Source organism: Nocardioides antri, assembly GCF_008373765.1.
GTDB classification, from domain to species: domain Bacteria; phylum Actinomycetota; class Actinomycetes; order Propionibacteriales; family Nocardioidaceae; genus Nocardioides; species Nocardioides antri.
Genome location: NZ_VUJW01000001.1, coordinates 516,985 through 540,701 on the forward strand (window position 1 = coordinate 516,985; position 23,717 = coordinate 540,701).

The following is a 23,717-nucleotide window of genomic DNA, read 5'->3' on the forward strand; positions in this document are numbered from 1 at the left end:
AGGCGGACCAACCCGACTGAACGGTTGTCGACGAGGACGGAGACCCGGATGGCCAGCAAGGACAGCTTCGGCGCCAAGAGCACCCTGGACGTGGACGGCAGGTCCTACGAGATCTTCCGCCTCGATGCGGTCACCGGGGAGGGTCTGGACGCCAACTCTGTCCGGTCGCTTCCTTTTTCTCTGAAGGTGCTGCTGGAGAACCTCCTCCGCACCGAGGACGGTGCCGACATCACCGCCGAGGACATCAAGGCGCTGGCCGGCTGGGACGCGGACGCCCAGCCCGACAAGGAGATCCAGTTCACCCCCGCGCGGGTGATCATGCAGGACTTCACCGGCGTGCCCTGCGTCGTCGACCTCGCCACGATGCGTGAGGCGATGGCCGACCTCGGCGGCGACGCGACCAAGATCAACCCGCTGGCCCCGGCTGAGATGGTCATCGACCACTCCGTCATCGCCGACGTCTTCGGCACGCCCGAGGCCTTCGAGCGCAACGTCGAGATCGAGTACGAGCGCAACCGGGAGCGCTACCAGTTTTTGCGCTGGGGGCAGACGGCGTTCTCCGACTTCAAGGTCGTCCCGCCGGGCACGGGCATCGTCCACCAGGTCAACATCGAGCACCTGGCCCGCGTCGCCTTCACCCGTGAGGTCGACGGGGTCGTCCAGGCCTACCCCGACACCTGCGTCGGCACCGACTCCCACACCACGATGGTCAACGGCATCGGCGTCGTCGGCTGGGGCGTGGGTGGCATCGAGGCCGAGGCCGCGATGCTCGGACAGCCGGTCTCGATGCTGATCCCGCGCGTGGTCGGCTTCAAGCTGTCCGGCGAGCTCCCCGAGGGCTCCACCGCCACCGACCTGGTGCTCACCATCACCGAGATGCTGCGCAAGCACGGCGTGGTCGGCAAGTTCGTGGAGTTCTACGGCCCCGGCGTCACCGCGCTGCCGCTGGCCAACCGGGCCACCATCGGCAACATGTCGCCGGAGTTCGGGTCCACGATCGCGGTCTTCCCGATCGACGAGGAGACCGTCAAGTACCTCAAGCTCACCGGCCGCTCCGAGGAGCAGCTCGCGCTGGTCGAGGCGTACGCCAAGGAGCAGGGCCTCTGGCTCGACCCCGATGCGGAGCCGCGCTACTCGGAGAAGCTCGAGCTCGATCTCTCCACCGTGGTCCCGTCGCTGGCCGGGCCGAAGCGTCCGCAGGACCGGGTCCTGGTCTCCGAGGCCAAGCAGTCGTTCCGCGCCGCGCTGGTCGACTACGCCGGTCAGCCCCAGGACAGCAAGGGCTACGACGAGGCCGTCGAGGAGTCCTTCCCGGCCTCCGACTCCCCGTCGCACGACGCGTCGCAGCTGAACGGCGAGGACGCGCCCAGCGACCGGCAGTCCGCCGCGCCCACCGACGGCGGTCGCGCGTCGAACCCGATCGACGTCACCTTGGCCGACGGCCAGACGTTCACGCTCGACCACGGGGCGGTCACGATCGCCGCGATCACGTCGTGCACGAACACGTCGAACCCCTCGGTGATGATCGGTGCCGCGCTGATGGCCAAGAAGGCGGTCGAGAAGGGCCTCCAGCGCAAGCCGTGGGTCAAGACCACGCTCGCGCCGGGATCGAAGGTCGTTTCGGACTACTACGAGAAGGCCGGTCTGACGCCCTACCTCGACAAGCTCGGGTTCAACCTCGTCGGCTACGGCTGCACCACCTGCATCGGCAACTCCGGCCCGCTGATCCCCGAGGTCTCGGCCGCCGTGCAGGAGAACGACCTCGCGGTCGTCTCGGTGCTGTCCGGCAACCGCAACTTCGAGGGCCGGATCAACCCGGACATCAAGATGAACTACCTGGCGTCGCCGCCGCTCGTCGTCGCCTACGCGCTCGCCGGCTCGATGGACGTCGACCTGTTCGACGACCCGCTGGGCCAGGACAGCACAGGCGCCGACGTCTACTTGACGGACATCTGGCCGTCGCCGTCGGAGGTCGAGGAGACCATCGCCATGGCGATCACCTCCGAGATGTTCACCGACTCCTATGAGGACGTCTTCGCCGGCGACGCGCAGTGGCAGTCGCTGCCCACGCCCGAGGGCAAGACGTTCGACTGGGACCCGGAGTCGACGTACGTCCGGAAGCCTCCGTACTTCGACGGCATGCCGGACGAGCCGGCCCCGGTCACCGACATCGAGGGCGCGCGGGTGCTGCTCAAGCTGGGTGACTCGGTGACCACCGACCACATCAGCCCGGCCGGCGCCATCAAGAAGGACTCGCCCGCGGGCAAGTACCTCGCCGAGAACGGTGTCGAGGCCCGTGACTTCAACTCCTACGGCTCGCGCCGGGGCAACCACGAGGTCATGATCCGCGGCACGTTCGCGAACATCCGGCTGCGCAACCAGATCGCTCCCGGCACGGAAGGCGGCTTCACGCGGGACTTCACCCAGGACGACGCCCCGGTGACCACCGTCTACGACGCCTCGGTGAACTACCAGGAGGCCGGCATCCCGCTGGTCGTCCTGGCCGGCAAGGAGTACGGCTCCGGCTCGTCCCGTGACTGGGCAGCCAAGGGCACCTCGCTGCTGGGCGTCAAGGCCGTCATCGCCGAGTCCTACGAGCGGATCCACCGGTCCAACCTGATCGGCATGGGTGTCATCCCGCTGCAGTTCCCCGAGGGCGAGAACGCCGAGTCGCTCGGGCTGACCGGCGAGGAGACGTTCACGATCACCGGCATCACCGAGCTCAACGACGGCACCACGCCGCGGACCGTCAAAGTCAAGGCGGACCCTTCGACAGGCTCAGGACAAGCGACGGAGTTCGACGCCCTCGTCCGGATCGACACCCCCGGCGAGGCGAACTACTACCGCAACGGCGGCATCATGCAGTTCGTCCTGCGCAACCTGCTGCGCAGCTGACGTCCGACCGATGGCCCGTCACCCGGTGTGGTGACGGGCCATCGGCGTCCCCGGTTGGGACGATGGCGCCATGCGTTTCATCGGTACGACGAGCCTGCTCATCGCGTTGACGGTCCTGACCGGCTGCGGGTCCGACGGCGACGACGCCGAGGAAGTGCCGACCATCACGACACGGCCCTCGGCGACCGCCTCCAGCACCGCGACCCCGTCGCAGGAGCCGCCCTCGTCCACCACCACCACCACGTCGCCGAGCGAGCCGACGACGCAGACCTCGCAGCCCTCGTCGCCGCCGACGGAGACCGGGCCCTCGCCGGAGCCACCGACCGACGACCCGGTGGGGCCGACGACGTACCAGGCCGCGCTCGCGCGGATCGACGCCCGCGGCGACGGGACGACCCGCCTGGGGCGGTTCTCGACGCCGGACGACGTGATCTACTGCCTGCTCGACGACCCGGTGATCGGACCCGCGTGCGAGCTGCGCCGCGGCTTCGTCAAGGACCCCGACGTGTGCGGCGGAGCGGCCGAGGGTGTCGGCCGGATCGAGACCTACCAAGGTCGGGCCCGTCCGGTCTGCAACACCGACACCATCCGGGAGCCGGGCGCCGAGGAGGTGGCCGGCGACGGCGTGGTGATCACCAGCGGCGCTCAGGTCGAGTGCCTCGTCGAGGCGGTCGGCGTGACCTGCGTCGACCGCGGACCGGAGACCGGGTTCTTCCTGGCGCCGGGGGAGTACCACACGTTCTAGGAGCCGCCGCCGACTACGGTGAGCCGCATGCTCGTCGCCTTCAGCATCTCCCCGACCGACGCCGCCGACGAATCCGGCAGCGTGTCCGAGGCCGTCGCCGCAGCGGTGCGGGTGGTCCGTGAGTCCGGGCTCCCCAACGAGACCAATGCGATGTTCACCAACATCGAGGGGGAGTGGGACGAGGTGATGGCCGTGGTCAAGCGCGCCCTCGACGTCGTCGCGGAGGTCTCGCCGCGGGTCGGGCTGGTGCTCAAGGCGGACATCCGGCCGGGCTACACGGGTCAGCTGTCCGCCAAGGTCGAGCGCATCGAGAAGGCCCTCGAGGGTTGACCGAGGCAGGATCGGACCATGGAGAGCGAGACCTTCACCTTCCGGACCGGCGGTGACGAGCGGGTCCTCGACATCACCCGGGACTGCACGGAGTTCGCCTCGGGGCGGGGCGACGGCCTGCTGCACGTCTTCGTCCCGCACGCCACCGCGGGCATCGCGATCATCGAGACCGGCGCGGGCAGCGACGACGACCTGCTCGCCGCGCTCGCGGACCTGCTGCCGGCCGACGACCGCTGGCGGCACCGACACGGGTCGCCCGGCCACGGGCGGTCGCACGTGATGCCGGCGCTGGTCCCGCCCTACGCCTCGGTGCCGGTGCTCGGTGGCCGCCTCGCCCTCGGCACCTGGCAGAGCGTCTGCCTGGTCGACCTCAACGTCGACAACGCCGAGCGCGAGGTCCGCCTCAGCTTCCTCGCCGGCTGAGGAGCGCGTCAGCCGGGCGCGTAGCCGAGCCCCGCAGCGGTCAGCGCCGCCTCCAGCTGGTCGAGCGCGATCGGCCCGACGCCGTGGAGTGCGGCGAGGTCGCTCCGGGTCCACCTGCTGGCAGCCTCGAGGGAGTGGACGTCGACGGCGCGCAGGGCGCGCGTCGCCGGCGCTCCGATGGTCCGGGGCAGCGGAGTGCCGTCGCGGCGTGGAGCGCGTTCGCGGGGACCGTCCACGTGGTCGAGCACGGCCTCGCCGCGCGGTGACAGGCGGTAGCCGATCGCGAGCGACTCGGTGAGCCCCCGCTCCTTGAGCTTGCGGACGTCCCGCTTGAACTCGGCGGTCGGCCGGCCCAGCCGGGCGGCGAGCTCGGGCGCGCGCACCTCCGGGTTGGCGTCGATGATGCGGAGGGTGTCGCGGGTCCAGGGTCCGATCGTCGAGGCCGCGTCGAGGCGGTCCAGGCCGGCGAGGATCTCGGCGGTCTCCTCGGGGCCCGGCAGAGTCTCCCGCAGGGTCTCGCGCGGGTCCGCGCCGGCGTACGCCAACCCGACGCGGTAGACCGGCCGGTCGGCGTACGTCGACAGCGCGGCCTTGAGCGCAGCGAGTGACGTGGCGCCGGACCGGCGGGCGTCCTCGGCGCGCAGGGCCGACAACGGGACGCGGTCGACGCTGACGACCTCGACCAGCCCGACCGCCGTCCGCATCCGGGTCCCCACCTTGACGCGGGGCCGGTCCCACCGGCGGAACGCCAGGTCGACCTCTCCTCTGCGGATCGCCTCGAGCTCCGCGGGTCGCATCAGCACACCCGGAGGATACGGTGACGCGCGTGAGCCGCTTCTCCTCGATCGCCCTCGTCGATCCGCGCGGCTGGGTGCTCCTCCAGGAGCGGGACGAGCACCCGGTCATCGACCCGGAGAAGTGGGGATTCCCGGGGGGCGGCGTCGAGCCGGGCGAGTCGTGGGAGCAGGCCGCCTACCGCGAGCTCGAGGAGGAGACCGGGATCGCGCTCGAGGACGGGCTGGAGCTGTTCGGCGAGTATTCCGTGCGCCACGCGCACCGCGACGAGGACGACCGGTTCTGCCTCTTCGTCGGCGCGACCAGCCGCACCGACGCCGACATCGACTGTCGTGAGGGCCGCCGGATCGTGTTCGTCGACCCGGCGACGATCGAGCGCCTCGACCTGACCGTGTCGGCGGCGCAGGTGCTGCCGGTGTTCCTCGCCTCGGACCGCTACCGGAGGCTCCTCCGATGACCTTGAGCGTGATCCCCGTGCCCGGCCACGGCACCGAGGACGTCTGCGTCGCGACCTCGGGCTCCCACGCAGGGTGGGTCTACACGGGCACGGCGGACGGCGCGATCCTCCGGGTCTCGCCCGACGGCGCGAAGGTCGACCGGGTGGCGCTCACCGGAGGGCGTCCGATGGGGATCGAGCTCGCGCCCGACGGCCGGCTGCTCGTCTGCGACGCTCGGCGCGGCCTGCTGTGGGTCGACCCGGCGAGCGGGGCGGTCGAGCTGATCGCCGACAGCGTCGACGGCGTCAAGATGCGGTTCTGCAACAACGCCGCGGTCGCCGCCGACGGCACCATCTGGTTCAGCGACTCCTCGCAGCACTTCGGCTTCGACCGGTGGAAGGACGAGCTCCTCCGCGACACGCGCACGGGCCGGCTCCTCCGCCGCGACCCGGACGGCTCGATCACGACGGTGCTCACCGGCCTCGCGTTCGCCAACGGTGTGGCGCTCGCCGCGGACGAGTCGTTCGTCTGTGTGGCAGAGACCGGCGCCCGGACCGTGGTCCGGCACTGGCTGGCCGAGCCCCGCACCGGCATGCGCGATAAGCTGTGCTCTGACCTGCCGGGCTACCCCGACAACATCGCGCTCGGCAGCGACGGGCTGGTGTGGGTCACGATCAGCAGCCCGACCGACCCGCTCGTCGAGCGGATCCAGCGCGGTCCGATGGTGCTGCGCAAGGTGGCTGCCAGGATCCCCGAGGCGCTGCAGCCGGGGCCGAAGCGGCTCGCCTGGGTGCGGGCGTACGACGCCACCGGCGCCCTCGTGCACGACCTCCGCGTGGACGCGGCCGACCACGGCGCGTCGTACCAGATGGTGTCGGGCGTTCGCGAGCACGAGGGACGGGTCTGGCTGGGCAGCCTGGAGGAACCGGCGATCGCGGTCATCGACCTGTGACCTCCTAGACTTCCTCCATGGCCATCCTCGACCGGATCACCTCGCCCCGTGACCTGCGGGACCTGTCCGAGGACGATCTGGCGACGGTTGCGAGCGAGATCCGTGACCTGTTGATCCGGACCGTCGCGACGAACTCGGGCCACCTCGGGCCGAACCTCGGCGTCGTCGAGCTCACCCTGGCGATCCACCGGGTCTTCGACAGCCCGCGCGACCGGGTGGTCTTCGACACGGGCCACCAGGCCTACGTGCACAAGCTCGTGACCGGGCGGGTCGCCGACTTCGGGACGTTGCGCCGTGAGGGCGGGATCAGCGGCTACCCGAGCCAGGCCGAGTCCGAGCACGACATCGTCGAGAACTCCCACGCGTCCACCGCGCTCAGCTACGCCGACGGGCTCGCGAAGGCCTACGTCATCCGCGGCGAGGACCGCCACGTCGTCGCGGTGATCGGCGACGGCGCGCTCACCGGCGGCATGGCCTGGGAGGCGCTCAACAACATCGCGATCGCCAAGGACTCCCGGCTCGTCATCGTCGTCAACGACAACGGCCGCTCCTACACGCCCACGATCGGCGGCCTCGCCACCGCGCTGACCGGCCTGCGCACCAACCCGCGCTACGAGCAGGTGCTCGACGTCCTCAAGAAGCGGGTCAACGCGGTCCCGGCGGTCGGCCCGACTGCCTACGACGCGCTGCACGCGGTCAAGAAGGGCCTCAAGGACGCCATCGCCCCGCAGGGGCTGTTCGAGGACCTCGGCCTCAAGTACGTCGGCCCGGTCGACGGCCACGACAGGTCCGCGATGGAGCACGCCCTCCAGCAGGCGAAGAGGTTCGGCGGCCCGGTGATCGTGCACGCGATCACCCGGAAGGGCTTCGGCTACGACCCGGCCGAGCGCCACGAGGCCGACCAGTTCCACGCGCCCGGCCCGTTCGACGTCCAGACCGGCGCCGAGAAGCCCAAGGGGCTCATCTGGACCGACCACTTCGCCGACCACATCGTCCGCATCGGTGAGCGACGTCCCGACGTGGTCGGGATGACCGCGGCGATGATGCACCCGGTCGGGCTCGACAAGTTCCAGGCCCGGTTCCCCGACCGGACCTTCGACGTCGGCATCGCCGAGCAGCACGCGGCGACGTCCGCGGCCGGCCTCGCGCTCGGCGGCCTGCACCCGGTGTTCGCGGTCTACGCCACCTTCCTCAACCGGGCCTTCGACCAGGTGCTGATGGACGTCGCGCTGCACAAGTGCGGGGTCACGTTCGTGCTCGACCGGTCCGGGGTCACCGGCGACGACGGCGCCAGCCACAACGGCATGTGGGACATGTCGATCCTCCAGGTCGTGCCGGGCCTGCGGCTCGCCGCGCCCCGTGACGTGACGCGGATGCGCGAGCAGCTGGACGAGGCGGTCGAGGTCGCCGACGCGCCGACGGTCGTGCGCTTCCCGAAGGGGCCGCCGCCGGACGACGTCGACGCCATCGACCGGATCGGCGGTGTCGACGTGCTGGCGCGCCACGGCCGCAAGGACGTGCTGGTCGTCGCCGTCGGCTCGATGGCCGAGGTCGGCGTCGACGTCGCGCAGCGGCTCGGCGCCCAGGGGATCGGCGTCACCGTCGTCGACCCGCGATGGGTCAAACCGGTCGACCCGGCGCTGCTCGAGCTCGCGGCCGCCCACCGGCTGGTCGTGACGATCGAGGACAACGGCGTCGTGGGCGGCGTCGGTGCGGTCCTCCTCCAGACGATGGCCGCGGCCGGCATCGACACGCCGGTGCGGCTGCACGGCATCCCGCAGGAGTTCCTCGGGCATGCGAAGCGCGCCGTCATCCTCGACCGCGTGGGGCTGTCGGCCCAGGCGATAGCGCTGTCGATCGTGCACGAGATCGCCGGAAGGACGAGCGACGACGAGGCTGCGGCAGGGGACCGGGCGCTCCTCGATGTCGACGGGAGCTGACCGGTCCCGAAGCCGGATCGTCCCGGCGCTGCTGCTCGCCGCGCTCCTGGCCGGCGTCCTCGCGGCCTGCGGCGACGACTCGCCGGCTCCCAGCTCCGACCCGGAGGCGGAGGTCGTCGCCGGGATCGAGCGCACCCTCCGCCAGCGGGCTCGAGCGCTGGTCGCGCATGACGAGGCCGGTTTCGACCGCACCATCCGGGCACGCGACCCTGAGTTCGTCGCCGAGCAGACGACCTACTTCGACAACCTCGGCCAGCTGCCGCTCGAGATGCTGCGGTTCGACCTGGCCGCCGACACCGTGGAGCGCGACGGCAAGGCCTACTGGGCCGAGATCACGGTCCGGCTCCAGCTGCAGGGGTACGACGCCACGCCCGTGGTCACCCGCGACCGCTGGCGGTTCGCGCCGACCCGCAACGAGCGCCGCTACCTGCTGACCTCGACCACCGACACCGCCTGGGAGAAGAAGACGTCCGGCGCCCAGCCGCAGCCCTGGGACCTGGGGGAGGTCGAGGTCCGGGAGGGACCGGGCGTGCTCGGGATCTTCGACGCGACCACCGTCGCGACGGCCGAAGCCGTCGTCGCGTCGGTCTCGGAGGGACGCTTCCAGGTGAAGGCCGTCCTTCCCGGCGACATCGGGGACCCCGGCGGTGTGGTCGTCTACACGCTCGCGGACCCCACCTACGTCGAGTCGCTGGACTCGCTCCCGGTGAGCGACCCCGACCGCCTCGACGCCGTCACCCTGCCCGTCCCACGCAACGCGGCCGACGCCGGCGGGCCGGTGGCGTCGTACCGGATCCTGCTCGGCCCCCACGTCCTCGACGAGGACGGTGAGGTGCTCGACCGCCTGGTCCGGCACGAGCTCACCCACGTGGCGCTCGGGGACCACGCGCGGGGCGTGCCGATGTGGCTCACCGAGGGGCTGGCCGAGTACGTCTCGGTGCGGCCGATCGCCCCTGCGGAGCGGCGCCTGCAGACCGAGGCGCTCAACCTGGTCGCCTCCGGCGTCGACGACCTCCCGGCGGACGAGGCGTTCGGAGGGGAGGACGCGGAGGGCTGGTACGCCCTGTCGTGGTGGGTGTGCGAGTACATCGCCGCCACCTACGGCGAGCCGGCCCTCTGGGAGCTCCTCGACGGCCTCGCGAACGGCGCCGACCAGGACGAGGTCATCGGCGACCAGCTGGGCGTCTCCACCGCCGACCTCCTGCAGGGTGGCGCGGACCTGATGCGGCGCACCTACGGCTGATCAGTATCGTTCTGTTGTGACCTCCCCACCGCGCCTCGTGCACATCGTCGACGACGTGCCCGAGCTGGCGGGGGTCGAGGAGCTGCGGATGGTCGTCGCGCTCGACGGCTTCCTCGACGCGGGCAACGCCGGCGCCATCGCCTGCCGGCACCTGGCGGCCGAGGGCAGCGGTGTCGGGGTCGGTGCCGGTGGCGGGGTGGTCGTCGCCACGTTCGACGTCGACCAGCTCCACGACTACCGCGCCCGCAGACCTCCGATGTCGTTCGTGCGCGACCACTACGAGGCCTACGACGCCCCGCGGCTCGTGGTCCGGCTGCTCCACGACACCGGCGGCACGCCGTACCTCCTCCTCCACGGGCCCGAGCCCGATACCCGCTGGGAGGCCTTCTGCCGCGGCGTGCTCGAGGTCATCGAGCGGTTCTCGGTGACCCTCGTCGTCGGCATGGGCTCGGTGCCGATGGCGGTGCCGCACACCCGGCCGATCGCGATCACCCACCACGCCAACAACCCCGAGCTGCTGACCGGCACGAGCCCGTGGCGCGGCGAGCTGCGGATCCCGAGCAGCGCCCAGGCGCTCCTCGAGCTGCGCCTGGGGGAGTGGGGCCACGACGCGCTCGGGTTCGTCGCGCACGTGCCCCACTACCTCGCCCAGCTCGACTACCCGCGCGCCTCGCACGCCCTGCTCGAGCAGGTCGAGCTCGCGGCCCGGCTGACGATCGACCTCAGCGACCTCGGCATCCTGGCCGAGGAGCGCGAGGAGGAGATCGCTCGCTACCTCGCCGCCAACAGCGAGGTCGGTGACGTGGTGGCCGCGCTCGAGCAGCAGTACGACGCGTTCGCCCGTGCCGAGGAGAGCGGCTCCAGCCTCCTCGCGGAGGACCAGCCGCTGCCGACGGGCGAGGAGATCGGGCAGCAGTTCGAGCAGTTCCTGGCCGGCCTGGAACGGCCCGACGAGACCGGAGGTGGGGCATGACCCAGGAGGCCGCGCCGGAGACGGCGCCCGACGGCGACGAGGCGACCCGCCAGTTGGTGTCGCTGCTCGACCTCGAGCAGCTCGACCTCGACCTCTACCGGGGCAAGCAGCCGGAGAGCGTGCGGCAGCGGGTCTACGGCGGTCAGGTCGCCGCCCAGGCGCTGATCGCCGCCTCCCGGTCGGTGGGTCCGGACTTCCACGTGCACTCGCTGCACTCGTACTTCCTGCTGCCCGGCGACTACAACGTGCCGATCATCTACGACGTCGAGCGGATCCGCGACGGGAAGTCGTTCGCCACCCGCCGGGTGCTCGCGCGCCAGCACGGCCGGCCGATCTACTACCAGTCGCTCAACTTCCAGCGTGCCGAGGAGGGCCTCGAGCACCAGGACGTGATGCCGGAGGTCAAGGCGCCGGACGAGGGCCTCAACCTGCTGGACCTCATGGAGGAGCGCGGCTCCGACGACGGGCTCGGCAAGGAGTGGGCCGCCCTCGACGTGCGGTGGCTCGGCAACTCGCGCCACGGCCTCGAGCCCGACCCGATGCACCCCTCGAAGACCCAGCTCTGGATCAAGATCGGCGGGCGTCTCTCCGACGACCCCCTCGAGCACCTCGCGGCGTTCACCTACGCCAGCGACGTCTCGCTGCTCGGGGCCGCGCTCGCGGCGCACGAGGCCGACCCGACCACGGTCCAGATGGCGTCCCTCGACCACACCATCTGGTTCCACCGGCCGTTCCGGGCCGACGAGTGGTGGCTCTACGACCAGTGGTCCCCGTCGGCCGGCGGCGCGCGCGGGCTCGCGCTCGGCCGGGTCTTCACCGAGCACGGGACGCTCGTCGCAACGACCGCCCAGGAGGGCCTGATCCGCCTTCGCACCCGCTGAGCGGTCGTCCCTGAACGAACGCACAACGACCCGGCTCGTCGGAACGAGCCGGGTCGATGCGTCTGCGGATCGGTCAGAGCGCCGTTGTACGTCCCACCAGGTGAGGGGCACCCGACTTCGGGTTCACCAGGGTGAAGTCCCAGCCGGTCGGGTTGGCCTCGGCGCCGAAGCGGGCCTTGCCGGGCAGGAAGATCGGCTTCTTGAACGCGACCTCCACGGTGACCTTGTCGGGCAGGCGGTTCTCCAGCGCCGCGATGCAGCGGGCCTTGCTCCACATCCCGTGGGCGATGTGCCGCGGGAAGCCGAGCGCCTTGGCGGTCAGCGGGTAGAGGTGGATGGGGTTCCGGTCGCCGGAGACCGCGCCGTAGGTGCGGCCGATGTTCTCCGGGATGCTCCAGACCGGGCCCTTCGCCTCGACCGCGGTGAACGACCTGCCGGGGTCGCCGCTCTCCTTGTCACCCTTGCCGACCCGGAGGTACGTCGACACCGACTCCCACACGACCTCGCCGCCGACGGTGGCGGTCACGTTCATGTCCCACGCGCGGCCCTTCGTGCTGGTCCGCAGGTTGTCGGCCGTGAGTGACAGCGACACGGTCTCGCCGATCGCCACCGGACGGTGCTGGGTGATGGAGTTCTCCAGGTGCACCGAGCCGATCGCGGGGAACGGGAAGCTCGCGTCGGTCATCAGCGCCATGTGGAGCGGGAACGCCAGCATGTGCAGGTAGGGAACCGGCGCCACGTCCTTCTTCGGGAACCCGCAGACCGCCGCGTAGCGGTCGACCTCGGCCCGGGTGACGGTGACGTCCACACGCCGGAGCTCGAGGGCCGGGAGCTCGCTGCCGGTCTTCTTCACGCCGGGCAGCAGGTTGACACCGGGGAGGGCGGGGAGGGCGGCCTTGACCATCGTGCCGACGCCGCCGCCTCCCTCGACGAGACGCACGTCCTGTGCATTCTCAGCCATGTCAGGCGCCCAGCATCATCTGGCCGCAGACCCGGACCACGTTGCCGTTGACCAGGCTGGAGGCCGGGTTGGCGTACCAGGCGATGGTCTCGGCCACGTCGATCGGCAGGCCGCCCTGCGCCATCGCGTTGAGGCGCTGGCCGACCTCGCGGGTCGCGAACGGGACGGCGGCGGTCATCTGGGTGATGATGAAGCCCGGCGCGACGGCGTTGATCGTGATGCCGTCCGCGAGCTCGTCGGCGAGCGAGTCGACGAGACCGATGACGCCGGCCTTCGAGGCGGCGTAGTTGGTCTGGCCGACGTTGCCGGCGATGCCGGCGATGCTCGCCACGCCGATGATCGATCCACCCGCGTTGATGACGCCCTGGTCGAGCAGCTCCCGGGTGATCCGCTCGGGAGCGGTCAGGTTGACGCCCAGGACCTGCGCCCAGCGGTCGCCCTTGTCGTTGGGCGACATGTTGGCGAGCTTGCGGTCGCGGGTGATGCCGGCGTTGTGCACGACCACGTCGACGCCGCCGTGCTTCTCGGTGAGGTGGTGCGCGATCCGCTGCGGGGCGTCGTCGCCGCTGATGTCGAGGGTCAGCCAGTCGCCGTCGAGCTCCTTCATGAGCGCCTGGAGCTCGCTCGCCGCCTGCGGCACGTCGAGGCCGACGACCTTCGCACCGTCACGGTGCAGGGTGCGGGCGATCGACTCGCCGATGCCCCGGCTGGCTCCGGTGACGAGCGCGACCTTGCCGGCGAGCGGCTGGGTCTGGTCGGCGACCTCGGTCACCTCGGCCTTGCCGTGCACACCGATCCGGACGACCTGGCCGGACACGTAGGCCGACTTGGGGGAGAGGAGGAAGCCGAGCGTGCTGCTCACGCCGGCCTCGGCGCCCTCGGCGACGTAGACCAGCTGGACGGTGCCGCCCTTGCCGATCTCCTTGCCGAGGCTGCGGGTGAAGCCCTCGAGCGCGCGCTGCGCGACGCGCTCCGGGCCCTTGACCAGCTCGGGCGGGGTGCCGATGACGACCACGCGGGGGCAGTCCTCGAGGCTGCGAAGCAGGGGGGTGAAGAAGTCCCGCAGCGCGACCAACTCGGTGGAGTCCTTGAGGCCGGTCGCGTCGAACACCAGACCCTTGAAGCGCTGGCTCTCGCCCGCAGTGGTGGCGGACGCGATGCCGAGCACGTCGAGCAGACCGGGCAGCGACTCGGCCAGCCGACCGGTGCCGCCGACGAGGACGGTCCCGTCCACCAGCGGGTCGCCGGCCTCGTAGCGCTCGAGCTTGGTCGGGTTGGGGAGCCCGAGGTTCTTGACCAGCAGCTTGCCGATCGGGGACGAGACGAAGCCCTGGTACTTGTCGCTCATGATGAGGTGTGCCTCCACGGGTGAGGTCGGCGCCCGCCTGGTCTGTAGCTCTGCTGCAGGGCCACGCGGGCGCGTCGGATCGAGGTCCACGGGCCGAGCCCGCTCCCTGCGTATGTAACAGGATGTGTAACTCTGAGTCCACATTTCGTGATCTGGCCCTCAAACGGTTCTCTCGCGGGGCCTGAAGCCTGAGGATAGGAAACATGGCTGACTCTGCTAATCCTTCGGTACGCCGCGCTGCGGTCGTCGGCGGTAACCGCATCCCCTTCGCCCGCTCCAACGGCGCGTACTCCACCGCCTCAAACCAGGAGATGCTGACCGCCGCCCTCGACGGCCTGGTGGCGCGCTTCGGGCTTGAGGGCGAGCGCATCGGCGAGGTCGCCGGCGGCGCCGTGCTCAAGCACAGCCGCGACTTCAACCTGGTTCGCGAGTCCGTGCTCGGCACCAAGCTCGCGCCCGACACCGCAGCCGTCGACCTCCAGCAGGCCTGCGGCACGGGCCTCCAGGCGATCAACTACATCGCCAACAAGATCAAGCTGGGCCAGCTCGACTCCGGCATCGGCGGCGGCGTGGACACCACGTCCGACGCGCCGATCGCGATCTCGGAGAAGCTCCGCAAGAAGCTGATCCAGCTCAACAACGCCCGTTCGATGAAGGACCGGCTCGCGGTGCTGGCCACGACCCGCCCCGGCGACATCGGCCTCGCGATCCCCTCCAACGGGGAGCCGCGCACGAAGCTGTCGATGGGTGACCACCAGGCGCTCACCGCCCTGGAGTGGCAGATCACCCGCGAGGCCCAGGACGAGCTCGCGGTCACGTCGCACCACAACCTCGCCAGGTCCTACGACGAGGGCTGGCAGGACGACCTGGTCACGCCGTTCCGCGGGCTCGAGCGCGACAACAACCTGCGCGCCGACTCCTCGCTGGAGAAGCTCGCCAAGCTCAAGCCGGTCTTCGGCAAGGGTGAGGCTGCCACCATGACCGCCGGCAACTCCACGCCCCTGACCGACGGTGCGTCCGCCGTGCTCCTCGCCTCCGAGGAGTGGGCGGAGGAGCACGGGCTGGCTCCGCTGGCCTACTTCGTCGACTCCGAGGTCGCCGCGGTCGACTTCGTCAACGGCCACGAGGGCCTGCTGATGGCGCCGGCCTACGCCGTGCCGCGGATGCTGGCCCGCCACGGCCTGACGCTGCAGGACTTCGACTTCTACGAGATCCACGAGGCCTTCGCCTCGCAGGTTCTGTCGACCCTCGCCGCGTGGGAGAGCCCGGTGTTCTGCAAGGAGCGGCTCGGCCTCGACGCGCCGCTCGGCTCGATCGACCGCAGCAAGCTCAACGTCAAGGGCTCCTCGCTCGCCGCGGGCCACCCGTTCGCGGCGACCGGCGGCCGCATCGTCGCGAACACCGCCAAGCTGCTCGCCGAGAAGGGCTCCGGCCGCGCGCTGATCTCGGTGTGCGCCGCCGGTGGCCAGGGCGTCGTCGCCATCATGGAGCGCTGACCCCCAGCACCGTCGTACGACGCACAGGCCCGCCCGGTGATCCGGGCGGGCCTGTTGCGTTGGATCGCTCGTCGCGACCTCAGGGGACGCGGGCGGGCTGCGCGACCAGCGCGAGCGCGGACGACACGACGTAGACGCGGACCTGGTCGGCCGAGAGCTCGGAGACCGTCGGGATCCCTGGCGCCGTCTCGGTCACGAGGATCCCGAGCCGTGCGAGCTGGAGGGCGCCGAGACCGCTGGCGTACATGGTGTTGGCGACGATGGCCGGGTCGCCGGCAAGGGTGAAGTCGCCGGACCCGATGCCGTCGGACAGCACCTGCGACAGGATCGTCATGCACGAGGTGATGCCGCGACCGAGGCGGAACATCGCCCCCTCCGACACCTCGTCGAGGAGCTCGTCGCCCGGGCGGACCATCAGCGCGAGCGCGCAGTCGACGAACGCCGGATGCGCGACGCCGTAGTCGAAGAACGCGCCCACGACGGCAGCGAGCCGGGTCGGGGCGTCCTCACTCGTGCCCGCCGCCTCCAGCATCGCGTCGTGGAGCTCGTCGAGGTAGCCCACCAGGGTCAGGGCGAAGAGCTCTTCCTTGCCGGTGAAGTGGCGGTAGACGATCGCCCGGTTGATGCCGACCGCGGTCGCGATCTCCTCGATCTGGACGTCGCGCACGCCGCGGGAGTCGAACAGCTCCCGCGTCGCCGCGATGATCTGCTCCTTGCGGGCACGACGCCGGGCTGCCGCCGCCCTGCGGCGGCCGTCGACCTGCGGTGCACCTGTCGTCATGGGCAAACTGTACGAGATGTGCAACTCGGAGTTGCACGAGTGTGACGATTGCGACTCCCGGCCGACGCCCACCTGGTCCAGAACCAAGTGGGCGCCGCGCGTACCAGCCGCGGTCAGGGCACTCCGGTGACCGTCTCGCAGGCGGTCTGGGTGTCGACGCCGGTGCTCCCGTGGCAGTCGTCCTGACCCGCGTCGCCGAACAGCCGGTCGTCGTTCTCGTTGCCCTGCAGGAAGTCGTCGCCGGTGCCGCCCCGCATGAAGTCGTTGCCCAAGCCGCCGAGCAACCGGTCGTCCTGAGCCGACCCGCGGATGATGTCGGCGCCGGCGAGACCGGCCAGGACGTTGATGACCGCGTTCCCGTCGATGGTGTCGTTGTGGGGCGACCCGGTGACGTCCTCGATCCCGGCCAATGCATCGGTACCCTCACCCGTGGCCGTGCCAGAGATCAGGTTCACGGTCACGCCGGCGGGGGAGACCGCGAACGACACCAGGTCGGCCAGAGCTCCTCCGTTGACGGTGTCGTCGCCGCCACCAGGGATCAGCGTGTCGACGTCCGCCCCACCGAGCAGCTCGTCGTTGCCGCCGAGGCCGCCGAGCTTGTCACTCCCCAGCTGGCCGTTGAGCTGGTTCGCGGCGCCGTCTCCGGTGAGCGAGTCGTCGAACGCGGATCCGAGCAGGTTCTCCACCCCGAAGAAGTCGTCGCTGCCGTGTCCGCCGCTGCTGGAGCTGTTGGTCAGGTTCACAGTCACGGCCGAGGGTGAGCCGCCGTACTCGGCGATGTCGGTGCCGTCCGCGCCGACGAGGGAGTCGTTGTCCTCACCGCCGATCAGCCGGTCGTTCCCGACCCAGCCGTCCAGGGTGTCGTCGCCCGCTCCGCCGTTGAGCGTGTCGCCGACGTCGTCCAAGTCGCCACCACCCTGGTTGCCGAGCAGCACGTCACTCCCCGGGCCGCCTTGGATGGTGTCGGCCTCGGGGCCCCCGTACACCGTGTCGTTGCCGCCGCCGCCGTTGACGGTGTCATCGCCCTCGTCCCCGCAGACCCGGTCGTTGCCGCCGCCGGAGTTGATGACGTCCTCACCCTCGCCGGCGACGATCACGTCGTCGCCCGCAGTGCCGGTGATCGTGTCGTCGCCCGCGGTGCCGAACACCGTGGGCGTGGCGCCCTGGCAGGTGACCGGGTTGATCTCCGAGTGCAGGTTCAGCAGCCCGGTTGCGGCGCCGAACCCGTCCACCTTGATCCGGTACGTCGTACCGGCGTTCGCGAGGAAGGTGACCAGGCTGCGGAGCCCTGTCCCGCTGTCGTCGTCGGCCTCGACGACCTCGAGAGTGCCCAGGGTGTTGCCGGTGTAGACCGTCAACGTCGTGTCGAATGTGGTGACGTTGCCGCCGCCGTCCTCGGTGGAGACCGTGGCGAGACCGGTCGTGGTGGGCGTCCAGTTCCACCAGACTCCGTTGTCGAGGCTGAACGGTCCCGGCTCTCCCGGCTCCGTGTCGGAGCAGATGTTGAAGTCGAAGTCGTTGAACGCGGTGGCCGGCAGGGTCTCGGCATTGGCGAAGTCGTTGTTGTTGACCAGTCCGGTCGCCGCGTCGAGGACGTTGATCCGCCGTCGGGTGGCGCCGTTGTCGGTCACGTTCACCCCCGTGGCGTTGAGCCGTGCGACCGCATTGGCATTGGTGATCTGGACACCGTTGCCGTCGACGCACTCACGCAGCAATCCGAAGGCGCCCGCCACGTGCGGGGCAGCCATCGAGGTGCCCGACTTGTTGGCGTGGGTGTCCGTGCCGGGGACCGCAGCGTCGATGTCCACGCCGGGTGCCCACCAGTCGGTGGACGTGCCGGAGTTCGTGAAACCGGCGGGCACGTCGGAGTCGTTCGTCGCGCTGACCGAGTACACGCTGGTGAGGCAGGCGGGGTAGCTGGAGCCGACCAGGTTGCTGTTCCCGGCCGCAGCGATGACCGCGACCCCACCGTTCTGGAGGTTCGCGGCGACCGCTTGGGTCGCCGTGAAGTTGGCGTTGTTGCTGTCGCAGACCCCCTCCTGGGCGAAGCCGTCGATCCCGATGCTCATGTTGGCCGAGACCACGTTCGCCCCGCTGTTGCGGCGGTCGAGCACGAACTGGAGTCCGGCGATGATGTCGGAGAAGAAGGCCGTCCACTGGCTGCCGGAGCCGTCCGAGGCGACGTTGACCGCGATGATGCGAGCACCGCGGGCGACGCCCTCGTGGCCACCGGTGAACGACGTGCCTGCGGCGATCGACGCCACGTGGGTGCCGTGGTCGCAGTCGGTCGAGTGGGTGCAGTTCTCGCCGGCGTCGGCGCCGTCCTGCGTGGTGGCCCCGTTGGGACAGTTGGAGTTCGCCGAGCGGCAGGCTTCGGCTACCACGCGGCCGGCGAACGCGGCGTGGTCGTTGTCCACGCCACTGTCGATGATCGCGACCTCCTGTGCACCGACCGGGCTGCCACTCCAGCCGTCGCCATTGGTGCCGGCGGCGTTGAGCAGGTCGGAGTCGATGACCCCGGTCGAGACGTCGAGGGTGGCGGTCGCAAACCCGTCCTCGGCGACCGAGGTCACCTCGGGATCGGCGAGCAGTCGGTTGAGGCCGGCACCGGTCACCCGGTAGGTCGCGAAGGGGTAGACCTTGATCCGGCTCAGCTCGCGGGCACCGCGGCCGGCCACGCGCTGCGCGAGCGCGTCGAGCGCCCTGGCGACGTCGGCCTGCTGGGCCCGGCCGGCGCGAGTGGTGAGACTGCGCGGCGGGGTCACCGTCACGTTGACCCGTGCCCACCCGTTGGCGGAGATGGTCTCGCGGATCTTGGCGACCTCGCGCTGCGAGACGCCGTCCGGGTTGGCGAGCGGGATGAGGGGCTCGTCGGGCGAGACGGACCTCTCGCCAGGAACGTCAGGCCGTGGGTCAGCGGACGGCTCGTCGAACGCCTCGGCCTCCGGAACCGGGGGCTTCTTGCCGTCCTTGCCCTTCGTGTCCCCGTCACCACCTCGGTGCGGGCTCTCCGGACCGTCCTGGGTGTCGGACGCCGCTGCCTGATTGTCGCTGCCGCGACCGTCAGGCGCTGCCCCCTGCGCGGTCAGGGTTGCTGGCCCTGTCCCCGCGAGGAGAATCGACAGCAATGCGACGGGGATGAAAGCGGGCCGTCCGGATGGTGCGCATATCGATGTCTCCCTGCTGATGGCGATTGCGGGAACGTAGCAGCGGGGGACGAGATCCGCAGGAGAACGGCGGAACTCGCAGCAGTCCGGTGCGTGTCAGAGCAGGGCGCGGATGGTGCTGATGGTGTCCGCCTCGTCGGGTCGCTTGTCGTCCCGGTAGCGGACGACCCGGGCGAACCGCAGGGCCACGCCGCCCGGGTAGCGCGACGAGCGCTGCACCCCGTCGAAGGCGATCTCGACGACCTGCTCCGGCCGGACGTGGACCGTCCAGTCGTCCTCGTGGGTCTTCAGCTCCTGGAACCGCTCGGTCTGCCACGCCAGCATCGCGTCGGTCATCCCCTTGAACGTCTTGCCCAGCATCACGAAGTGGTCGGGGTCGTCGGGGTCCCGGGCGCCGAGGTGGATGTTGGACAGGAACCCGCGGCGCCGGCCGGAGCCCCACTCGACGGCGAGCACCACCAGGTCGAGGGTGTGGACGGGCTTGACCTTGACCCAGGCCGAGCCGCGGCGGCCGGCGGCGTACGGCGCCGACGCCGCCTTGACGACCACGCCCTCGTGGCCGTCGGCGAGCACCCGCTGGACGAAGCCGGCGGCCTCCTCGGGGTCGGAGCCGATCCACCGCGGCACCCGGTGGTCCTCGGGAACCAGGCGCTCCAGCGCCGCCCAGCGATCAGCCGCGGGCAGGTCGAGGAGGTCGTCACCGTCGAGGTGGAGCACGTCGAAGAAGTACGGCGTCACCGCGGTGATGCCGTCGGCCGCGGAGGCCGTGCGGGCCGCCGTCTCCTGGAACGGTCGCGGGCGGCCGGCCTCGTCGAGGGCGATCGCCTCGCCGTCGAGGACCAGCTCGGACGCCGGCAGCGTCCGGACCGCGTCGACGACCTCCGGCAGGCGGCCGGTGATGTCGTCGAGGCTGCGGGTGGCGATGAGGACCTCGTCCCCGCGCCGGTGCACCTGGATCCGGATGCCGTCGAGCTTGGCGTCCACGGCGATGCCCGCCACGTCGCCGCCGACCTTGTCGATCGCGGCCTCGAGGTCGGGAGCCGAGGAGGCCAGCATCGGCTGGACGGGCCGCCCGACGGTGAGGCCGATCGCGGCCAGCGCCTCGGGACCGGAGAAGGCGGCGTCGACGACGTACGTCGCCCCGCCGGCGAGCATGGCCGCGCGGCGCACGTCCGCGACGGGGACGTCGGCCGCCGCGGCGACACCCTCGGTCATCACGGCCTCGAGCGCACCCTGGCGCACCTCGCCGAGGGCGACCGACCGGAGCCACCGCTGCTCCACCTCGGTGGCGCGGCCGAAGAGCTCGACGACGGCGGCCGCCCGGACCGCGACCGATCCCGCGCCGGCGAGCGATCCCAGGTGCTCGAAGGCAGCGTCGACCTCGTCGACCTCGAGCGACGGCGTCGCGGCCGGGTCGGGCAGTGACTGGAGGCCACGCCAGCCGAGGCCGGTACGGCGCTGCCGGAGCCGGCCGCTGAGGTACCACGCGACGAGCTCCCGCTCCGCGGGCGGCGTGCGGGCGAGGAGCTCCGCGATCAGCCGGGTCTTCTCCTTGCGCGACCGGGTCGCGCCCACCTGGGCGGACACCTCGACGACCTCGTGCAGCAACACGTTGCCGACGCTAGCGCCGACCACCGTCAGCCGTGCGTGGCTTCGAGGACCGCAGCGGTGACGGCGCCGCGGATGACCATCTCGTAGACCGCGTCGAGGTCGTCCTCGACCCCGCCGAAGTAGCCGGCGACCTCGAGCGAGACGAACCCGTGCAGGGCCGCGAAGACCGCCATCCCGGTGGGCAGGAGGCGCTCCTCGGGCAGCCCGGCCGACCGGACCATGACGGCCAGCGCCTCGATGGTGTCGGCGGCGGCGGCGAAGAAGGCCTCGGGGTCGATCGGAGGCCTCGTGATCGCCGCGTAGCGCTGGGGGTGCGACCGCGCGAACGCGCGCAGCTCGTGGCTCAGCACCCGCAGGCCGTCGGCGCCGGAGTGCCCCATCGCCGCGCGCCGGACGTGCTCGCCGAGCAGCCGCATCGCCCGGACCTGGACCAGGGCCCGGAGGTCCTCCAGGTTGGCGACGTGGTTGTAGAGCGAGGACACGCGGGTGTCGAGCTCCGCTGCCAGCAGCGTCATGGTGAGGGCGTCGTACCCCTCGCGGTCGACGACGTTCTCAGCCGCCTGCAGGACTGCGCCCTGGTCGAGGCGGGGGCGGCGGGCCTCCGGAGCGGACGTCACCTCGTGTCTCCTCCCGGATGGCTCTCGTCTGACGACGAAAGGGTTTCGTGTCGGAGACACAGCCTAGTGTGGTCACTCGTGGAGCGGCCGGACGTGATGCGGGTGTGGCGCCCCGACTGGCCCTGCGCGGTGCGGCGCGTGCTGGCCCAGCAGCGGCGGGGCGCGGGCGATCCCACGCTGCGGCTGGCGCCGCCGGGGGAGCGCGGACCGCACTGGCGGGCCAGCCGCACGCCCGAAGGGCCGGTCACGCTCGCCATCGAGTCACGCAATGCCGACGGCGAGGTCCACGCCCGCGCCTGGGGACCCGGCGCGGAGTGGGCGAGCGACCAGCTGCCCGAGCTGCTCGGCGCGGCCGACGACTGGACCGGGTTCGAGCCGCGTCACCCGGTGGTCCGGGAGGCCTGGCGGCGGAACCCGCACGTCCGGCTGGGACGGACGAGCCGTCCGCTCGAGGCTGTGGTGCCGTCGATCATCGAGCAGAAGGTGACCGGCAAGGAGGCGTTCGCGGGTTACCGCGCGCTGGTCCTGCGGTACGGCGAGCCCGCCCCCGGTCCGGCAGCCGATGTCGGTCTCCGGCTCCCGCCCACACCCGCGGTCCTGCAGAGCATCCCGTCGTGGGAGTGGCTGGGGATGCACATCGACCCGGCACGCTCGCGTGCGGTGGTGACCGCCGCGCGCCATGCCACGGCGCTGGAACGGATCGCGAGCCGGGGGCCGGTCGCCGCCCCGGAGCTGGACCGGGCGCTTCGGAGCCTCCCCGGGCTCGGGATCTGGACGAGCGCGGAGGTGCGCCAGCGGACCCTCGGCGACCCCGATGCCGTCTCCTTCGGCGACTTCCACGTGGCCAAGGACGTGGGCTGGGCGCTGTCGGGCCGGGAGATCGACGACCGTGAGCTCGCGGAGCTGCTCGAGCCCTGGCGCCCCCACCGGGGGCGGGTCCCGCTGGTGCTGGGCGCCGCCGGGCTCCGGCGTCCGAGGCGTGGTCACCGGGCGTCTCTCCGTGGACACCTTCCGCGCGTGTGACGTTTCGTCGTGATATCTGTTACACCGAGCAACAGGCAATCGCCTGGGACGGCAGGCGGAGCGACGGGGGTGGCGCATGGGACCGGTGAGCCTTCGCGCGCTCGCACACGCCACTGCCGACGACGTTCGCGTCCTCCTCGTCGAGGCCGAGGCTGCCGCGCTCGTCGCCGCCGTCCGTGACGCGTCGGACGCCGAGGTCCAGGCCGTGGTCGACCGCGACGAGGTCCGCCACGCCGCGATCGCCGCGATCCTCGGGAGACTGGCCGACTTCGCGCTCCCGCACCGCCTGGCCGGCCTGTCGGGCACCGCCCGGGTGGACCTCGAGCACGGCGGACGCGTCGTCGCCAGCGAGGTGCTGCGCGTGGCCGACGGCACCATCACCGTCGTCGGTGCCGACGCCGCAGGCGGTGACGTCGACGTCACCCTCCGCACGAGCGTCCTCGGGTTCGTGCGCCTCGCCTCGGGCGAGCGCAACGCCGGCCTCGAGCACCTCGCCGGCCGGCTCGCGATCGAGGGTGACCCCGAGCTCGCCCTCGGGCTCGGCGGCATCTTCGCCGCTCCGGGTCCGGCCGGCGCCCCGCCGGTCGCGGTCGACCCCCGGGCCCTCGACCCGGTCGACGTCGCCCGCGAGCTCGCCCACGTCGACCCGGACCACCTCTACGCGGTCCTGGCGTCGGGCTTCCGCCCGGTCGTCCTCGACGAGATCTTCAGGCGCCTGCCCGAGTTCGTGAACCCCCGGAAGGCGCAGGGCCTGCGCCTCGTCGTGGGCTTCCGGCTGAGCGGTCGCCCGGACGACCAGCTCGACCGGTTCGTCGTACGACTCGAGGACGGAGCGGTCGAGGTGCTCTCGGGGGTGGCCGCCGACGCCGTCGGCCGCGACGAGCGGAGCGCGACCGTGACCTGTGGTGCCCACGACTTCCTCAGGCTGGCCACCGGGCACCTCAGCCCCGTGACGGGCGTCCTCCGGGGCCAGCTCAAGGTCCGCGGCGACAAGGCAGCAGCGCTCCGGCTCGCCGGGGCGTTCGACATCCCTACGGCGGTGGCCGGATGACGCCGGCCACGAGGTCCGGCTCCCGACCTTCGTGCTCCCGCCTGTTGA

20 protein-coding genes are annotated in these 23,717 nt (G+C 71.5%); 13 read left to right on the top strand and 7 right to left on the bottom strand.

Annotation, left to right across the window (positions count from 1 at the left end; genetic code table 11):
* The first annotated feature begins 48 nt into the window (after positions 1–48).
* The 4 genes from F0U47_RS02505 to F0U47_RS02520 all read left to right on the top strand — a co-directional run bounded on the left by F0U47_RS02505 (position 49) and on the right by F0U47_RS02520 (position 4,393).
* A complete protein-coding gene (locus F0U47_RS02505; protein WP_149748713.1) occupies positions 49–2,895 on the top strand; it encodes an aconitate hydratase in 2,847 nt (948 codons plus the stop codon).
* 70 nt (positions 2,896–2,965) lie between these two features.
* Positions 2,966–3,640, top strand: coding sequence for a hypothetical protein (locus tag F0U47_RS02510; protein ID WP_149748714.1), 675 nt, complete (start codon positions 2,966–2,968; stop codon positions 3,638–3,640).
* Between the two features lie 27 nt (positions 3,641–3,667).
* Positions 3,668–3,970 (top strand): thiamine-binding protein, encoded by a 303-nt coding sequence (locus tag F0U47_RS02515; RefSeq protein WP_149748715.1) that lies wholly within the window; start codon positions 3,668–3,670, stop codon positions 3,968–3,970.
* Between the two features lie 18 nt (positions 3,971–3,988).
* Positions 3,989–4,393: a YjbQ family protein gene (locus F0U47_RS02520; RefSeq protein WP_149748716.1), complete on the top strand. Its 405-nt coding sequence runs from the start codon at positions 3,989–3,991 to the stop codon at positions 4,391–4,393.
* Positions 4,394–4,401: 8 nt separating this feature from the next.
* On the opposite strand, the gene F0U47_RS02525 is transcribed toward F0U47_RS02520, so the two are convergent.
* Entirely contained in the window at positions 4,402–5,196 is a 795-nt protein-coding gene (locus F0U47_RS02525) for a hypothetical protein (RefSeq protein ID WP_149748717.1), read from the bottom strand.
* A gap of 23 nt (positions 5,197–5,219) precedes the next feature.
* Between F0U47_RS02525 and F0U47_RS02530 the strand changes: the two genes are divergently transcribed.
* The 6 genes from F0U47_RS02530 to F0U47_RS02555 are packed head-to-tail and all read left to right on the top strand — an operon-like array spanning position 5,220 to position 11,614.
* Complete coding sequence (locus F0U47_RS02530; RefSeq protein ID WP_149748718.1) at positions 5,220–5,645, top strand: NUDIX domain-containing protein; 426 nt, start codon at positions 5,220–5,222, stop codon at positions 5,643–5,645.
* Positions 5,642–6,577: an SMP-30/gluconolactonase/LRE family protein gene (locus F0U47_RS02535; protein ID WP_149748719.1), complete on the top strand. Its 936-nt coding sequence runs from the start codon at positions 5,642–5,644 to the stop codon at positions 6,575–6,577. The genes F0U47_RS02530 and F0U47_RS02535 overlap by 4 nt, the downstream gene beginning before the upstream one ends.
* A 17-nt stretch (positions 6,578–6,594) precedes the next feature.
* Entirely contained in the window at positions 6,595–8,517 is a 1,923-nt protein-coding gene (gene dxs / locus F0U47_RS02540) for a 1-deoxy-D-xylulose-5-phosphate synthase (RefSeq protein WP_149748720.1), read from the top strand.
* Positions 8,501–9,760 (top strand): gluzincin family metallopeptidase, encoded by a 1,260-nt coding sequence (locus tag F0U47_RS02545; protein ID WP_149748721.1) that lies wholly within the window; start codon positions 8,501–8,503, stop codon positions 9,758–9,760. The genes dxs and F0U47_RS02545 overlap by 17 nt, the downstream gene beginning before the upstream one ends.
* Before the next feature lie 16 nt (positions 9,761–9,776).
* Positions 9,777–10,733, top strand: coding sequence for a PAC2 family protein (locus F0U47_RS02550; RefSeq protein WP_246159388.1), 957 nt, complete (start codon positions 9,777–9,779; stop codon positions 10,731–10,733).
* Complete coding sequence (locus F0U47_RS02555; RefSeq protein ID WP_149748722.1) at positions 10,730–11,614, top strand: acyl-CoA thioesterase; 885 nt, start codon at positions 10,730–10,732, stop codon at positions 11,612–11,614. The genes F0U47_RS02550 and F0U47_RS02555 overlap by 4 nt, the downstream gene beginning before the upstream one ends.
* A gap of 73 nt (positions 11,615–11,687) precedes the next feature.
* On the opposite strand, the gene F0U47_RS02560 is transcribed toward F0U47_RS02555, so the two are convergent.
* Both F0U47_RS02560 and F0U47_RS02565 read right to left on the bottom strand, forming a co-directional pair.
* Entirely contained in the window at positions 11,688–12,575 is an 888-nt protein-coding gene (locus F0U47_RS02560; protein WP_149748723.1) for a MaoC/PaaZ C-terminal domain-containing protein, read from the bottom strand.
* A 1-nt stretch (position 12,576) separates the two neighbouring features.
* A complete protein-coding gene (locus tag F0U47_RS02565; protein ID WP_149748724.1) occupies positions 12,577–13,923 on the bottom strand; it encodes a 3-oxoacyl-ACP reductase in 1,347 nt (448 codons plus the stop codon).
* A gap of 203 nt (positions 13,924–14,126) precedes the next feature.
* On the opposite strand from F0U47_RS02565, the gene F0U47_RS02570 reads away from it, so the two are divergent.
* Positions 14,127–15,419: an acetyl-CoA C-acetyltransferase gene (locus tag F0U47_RS02570; protein WP_149748725.1), complete on the top strand. Its 1,293-nt coding sequence runs from the start codon at positions 14,127–14,129 to the stop codon at positions 15,417–15,419.
* A 79-nt stretch (positions 15,420–15,498) separates the two neighbouring features.
* Here F0U47_RS02570 and F0U47_RS02575 read toward each other — a convergent pair whose 3' ends face one another.
* The 4 genes from F0U47_RS02575 to F0U47_RS02590 form a co-directional block, all read right to left on the bottom strand.
* Positions 15,499–16,200, bottom strand: a complete 702-nt coding sequence (locus F0U47_RS02575) for a TetR/AcrR family transcriptional regulator (protein ID WP_149748726.1) — start codon at positions 16,198–16,200, stop codon at positions 15,499–15,501.
* A gap of 113 nt (positions 16,201–16,313) precedes the next feature.
* The gene (locus F0U47_RS02580; RefSeq protein ID WP_149748727.1) at positions 16,314–19,328 is read right to left on the bottom strand and encodes a S8 family serine peptidase; all 3,015 of its coding nucleotides are present in this window, start codon (positions 19,326–19,328) and stop codon (positions 16,314–16,316) included.
* Between the two features lie 135 nt (positions 19,329–19,463).
* The gene (locus F0U47_RS02585; RefSeq protein WP_149748728.1) at positions 19,464–20,978 is read right to left on the bottom strand and encodes an ATP-dependent DNA ligase; all 1,515 of its coding nucleotides are present in this window, start codon (positions 20,976–20,978) and stop codon (positions 19,464–19,466) included.
* 26 nt (positions 20,979–21,004) lie between these two features.
* Positions 21,005–21,595, bottom strand: a complete 591-nt coding sequence (locus tag F0U47_RS02590; RefSeq protein ID WP_188111134.1) for a TetR/AcrR family transcriptional regulator — start codon at positions 21,593–21,595, stop codon at positions 21,005–21,007.
* Positions 21,596–21,673: 78 nt separating this feature from the next.
* Between F0U47_RS02590 and F0U47_RS02595 the strand changes: the two genes are divergently transcribed.
* Both F0U47_RS02595 and F0U47_RS02600 read left to right on the top strand, forming a co-directional pair.
* Positions 21,674–22,618 (top strand): DNA-3-methyladenine glycosylase family protein, encoded by a 945-nt coding sequence (locus tag F0U47_RS02595; protein WP_246159389.1) that lies wholly within the window; start codon positions 21,674–21,676, stop codon positions 22,616–22,618.
* A gap of 76 nt (positions 22,619–22,694) precedes the next feature.
* A complete protein-coding gene (locus tag F0U47_RS02600) occupies positions 22,695–23,669 on the top strand; it encodes an SCP2 sterol-binding domain-containing protein (protein ID WP_149748730.1) in 975 nt (324 codons plus the stop codon).
* Positions 23,670–23,717 lie beyond the last annotated feature (48 nt).